Origin of the sequence: Endozoicomonas sp. ALC013, assembly GCF_049310205.1 — a bacterium.
GTDB lineage: Bacteria > Pseudomonadota > Gammaproteobacteria > Pseudomonadales > Endozoicomonadaceae > Endozoicomonas.
Genome location: NZ_JBLYNS010000248.1, coordinates 1 through 4,180, shown reverse-complemented (window position 1 = coordinate 4,180; position 4,180 = coordinate 1). Strand labels below are relative to the sequence as shown.

Sequence of the window (4,180 nt, the reverse complement as noted above, 5' to 3'; positions counted from 1 at the left end):
CGTGGCCGCACTGCTGCCCCGGGTGAACGCACAGAAAGACCACTTTAATCTCCATCATATCGCCAACCTGCTTTGGGCCATGGCGAAACTGGTAGGCAGCGGGCAAGAGCGGACACCAGAGTTCAACGAGGCTATAGTCGCTCTGCTACCCCACGTGAACGCACAGAAAGCTAATTTTAACCCACAGGAAATCACCAACCTGCTGTGGGCCATGGCAAAACTCGTCGACAACGGACAGACCTGGACACCAGAGTTCAAAGAGGCGGTGACTGCGCTGTTGCCCCACGTGAACGCACAGAAAGACCCATTTATTGCTCAGCATATCGCCAACCTGCTGTGGGCAATGGCGAAACTGGCGGACAAAGTGCACAAACAGACACCAGGACTCAAAGAGGCCGTGGCCGCACTGTTGCCTCGCGTGAACGCACAGAAAGCTAACTTAAGACCACAGGAGATCGCCAACCTGCTGTGGGCCATGGCGAAACTGGTGGACCACGGGCAGGAGCAGACACCAGAGTTCAATGAGGCCTTGACGGCGCTGTTGCCTCTCGTGAAGGCACAGAAAAACCAATGTAATGCCCAGGATATCGCCAACCTGCTGTGGGCCATGGCGAGTCTGGGCGAACTCATTGAGCTGAACATGGTCACCTCCACGTTCAAATCGCTTGTCGACCGAATCAGTGGCAACCCTCAGTTTTCTCAGCAAGCGATATTGATGTCGCTTTGGGGAGTAATGGTATGCTGTGCCAGGTTATCTCTGGTTCCCAATACCAGTAAAGGTAACGTGCTGGAAAAGCACATGGATGACCTGTTTATTCGCCTGGAAAATACATCCCCGGTCAATGAAGAGGATCAATACACCATTGCGATGGCCGCAAGTTGGCTTGGGAGGCCGTGTCCGTTCGTCCCCCATTACCATGCAATCGTTTCAAAACGTCAATCCGACTTCCGCAATCAACTCCAATCATGCATTCCATCTTTGAGGATTGAAGAAGAAAAGAGTCTGAATTCATTACCTCCGGTTGACCTGCTACTGCCAGATCACAATATGGTGATTGAAGTTCAGGGGCCCTTTCATTACGTGGGTGGTGATTTCAATACCAGGAATGGTTCGACACTGCTTAAAATCGCACTGTTGCAAAAAGCAGGATTTGAGGTCATTGAAATTCCGGTTAACAGGCTCTTGAATCAGGATTTAATGAAACCATACATTGATCAAATAAAAACCAGGATAGGCTGCCAGCCACAGGGACATGGCTCTGTATCACTTAAATGAACGTGGGCAGATGAGGCATAAGTTACTGCTATTAAAGCCAGGCAACCCTCAGATCACGGTTACTTGACTGTGAAAGAACATTCAGAGGAGCAAACCGGTAAACCGACAAAGAGGAAGAAAACCAACATCCAGTTAGCCATTTCAGCAAAATGAACTTTTGAACAAAACAGCAGTCTGCTTTTTATATTTTCATGAATTAAAGAAATATAAATGGATAGAAACTCTGCTGGTATCAGTGGCCAATACACAAGATCAAATAATGATTACAACCGACCGGATGACCATGCCGCTTCTTCAAGGCGTGTGCAATATAGACATGGCACCGTCGAACAGTGGGATAATCCCCTCCGTACTACCCCGCAGCGTAACGAATTTTACCACTCTTCTGACGCATGCTCTTCTCAAAATCTAATGTTCCGCTCAGTGAACTCTGCTCAAGATTTCAATGCCCTCATTAAACAAGAAGTAATGTATGATCTGGTGAGTAAATCGGGTCGTTTCGGTCATCGCTATGATGGGAGAAATCACGGTCGATATGCCAGTTCAATTAAAAAATACACATCAGCTGCTAAAAGACCGTTAAATCGAGCGGAACAAAGCCAGCTGATGCGTTTGCTGAAAAATTTCACAGCAACACGGAGCTGGAATTGGCGAAGCCTGACGACAACACTGCACTCATTTACTTCAGCGGGTGTTTTTACCCCCCATAACCCAATTGATAAGCGTGTTAAGCATACTCAAGTTGCCTTATTGTCAACGCTACTTGATGCAATAATATTCAAGTGCAACCAAAAAGCTGAAACCAGCTATATTGGTGCCCAGGGTGTCGCCAACCTACTGTGGGCCATGGCAAAACTGGTGGACAACGGGCCGGAGCGAAAACCAGGGCTCCACGAGGCTGTGGCCGCACTGTTGCCCCACATGCACGCACAGCAAGACCCATTTATTCCTCAGCATATTGCCAACCTGCTTTGGGCCATGGCGAAACTGGTGGACAACGGGCAGGAGCGGACACCGGGACTCAAAGAAGCCTTGTCCGCGCTGTTGACCCACGTGAACGCACAGAAAGCTAACTTTAAACCACAGGAAATCGCCAACCTGCTGTGGGCCATGGCGAAACTGGTGAACAACGGGCAGGAGCAGACACCAGAGCTCAACGAGGCTGCGGCATCGTTGTTACCCCTGGTGAACGCACAGAAAGACCAATTTATTCCACAGCATATCGCCAACCTGCTGTGGGCCATGGCGAAACTGGTGGACAACGGACAGGAGCTGACGCCATGGCTCAAAGGGGCCGTGGCCGTGCTGCTGCCCCTCGTGAACGCACAGAAAGCGAACTTTAAACCACAGGAAATCGCCAACCTGCTGTGGGCCATGGCGAAACTGGTGAACAACGGGCAGGAGCAGACGCCAGAGTTCAACGAGGCCGTGGCCGCGCTGTTGTCCCATGTGAACGCACATAAAGACCAATTTAATGCCCAGGAAATCGCCAACCTGCTATGGGCCATGGCGAAACTGGTGGATAACAGGCATGAGTTGACACCAGGGCTCAAAGAGTCTGTGGCCGCACTGTTGCCACACGTGAACGCAAAAAAAAACCAATTTATTCCTCAGTATGTCGCCAATCTGCTGTGGGCCATGGCAAAACTGGTGGACAACGGGCAGGAACAGACATCAGAACTCAACGAGGCCGTGGCCGCGCTGTTGCCACACGTGAAAGCACAGAAAGACCAATTTAATGCCCAGGGCATTACCAACCTGCTGTGGGCCATGGCGAAACTGGTGGATAACAGGCATGAGTTGACACCAGAACTCAACGAGGCCGTGGCCGCGCTGTTGCCCCACGTGAACGCAAAAAAAAACCAATTTATTCCTCAGCATATCGCCAACCTGCTGTGGGCCATGGCAAAACTGGTGGACAACGGGCAGGAACAGACACCAGAACTCAACGAGGCCGTGGCCGCGCTGTTGCCCCACGTGAACGCACAGAAAGCTAACTTTAACCCACAGGAAATCGTCAACCTGCTGTGGGCCATGGTGAAACTGGTGGACAACGGGCAGGAGCAAACACCAGAACTCATCGAGGCCGTGGCCGCGCTGTTGCCCCAAGTGAACGCAAAAAAAAACCAATTTATTCCTCAGCATATCGCCAACCTGCTGTGGGCCATGGCGAAACTGGTGGGCAACGGGCAGAAGCGGACACCGGGGCTCAATGAGGCCGTGGCCATCCTATTGCCCGACGTGAACGCACAGAAAGCTCACTTTAAACCACAGGAAATCGCCAAACTGCTATGGGCCACGGCGAAACTGGTGGACAGCGGGCAGGAGCGGACACCGCTGCTCAAAGAGGCCGTGGCCGTGCTGTTGCCACAAGTGAACCCAGAGAAAGCTAACTTTAAACCACAGGAATTCGCCAACCTGCTGTGGGCCATGGCGAAACTGCTGGACAACGGGCAGAATAGGACACCAAAGCTTAAAGAGGCCGTGTCCGCGCTGTTGCCACATGTGAACGCACAGAAAGATAACTTTAAACCACAGGGTATCGCCAACCTGCTGTGGGCCATGGCGAAACTGGTGGACAACGGGCAGGAGCGGACACCAGAGTTTAACGAGGCCGTGGCCGCGCTGTTGCGCCACGTGAACACACAGAAAGCTAACTTTAAACCACAGGAAATCGCCAACCTGCTGTGGGCCATGGCGAAACTGGTGGATAGCGAGCAAGAGCAGACACCAGAGTTTAACGAGGCCGTGGCCGAGCTGTTGCGCCACGTGAACACACAGAAAGCTAACTTTAAACCACAGGAAATCGCCAATCTGCTGTGGGCCACTGCGAAACTGGGTGAGTTCGTTGAGCTGAACGTGGTTACCTCTATGTTTGAATCGCTTGTTTACCGAATCAGTGAA

The 4,180-nt window shown here is 51.6% G+C and carries 2 protein-coding genes; both read left to right on the top strand.

Going from position 1 to position 4,180, the window contains the following annotated elements:
- The coding region (locus ACO6V1_RS22650) for an RAP domain-containing protein (protein WP_422468735.1) at nt 1-1,276 on the top strand (1,276 nt) is incomplete at its 5' end.
- A 210-nt stretch (nt 1,277-1,486) separates the two neighbouring features.
- A partial coding sequence (locus ACO6V1_RS22645; protein ID WP_422468733.1) for a DUF1601 domain-containing protein occupies nt 1,487-4,180 on the top strand: 2,694 nt, incomplete at its 3' end.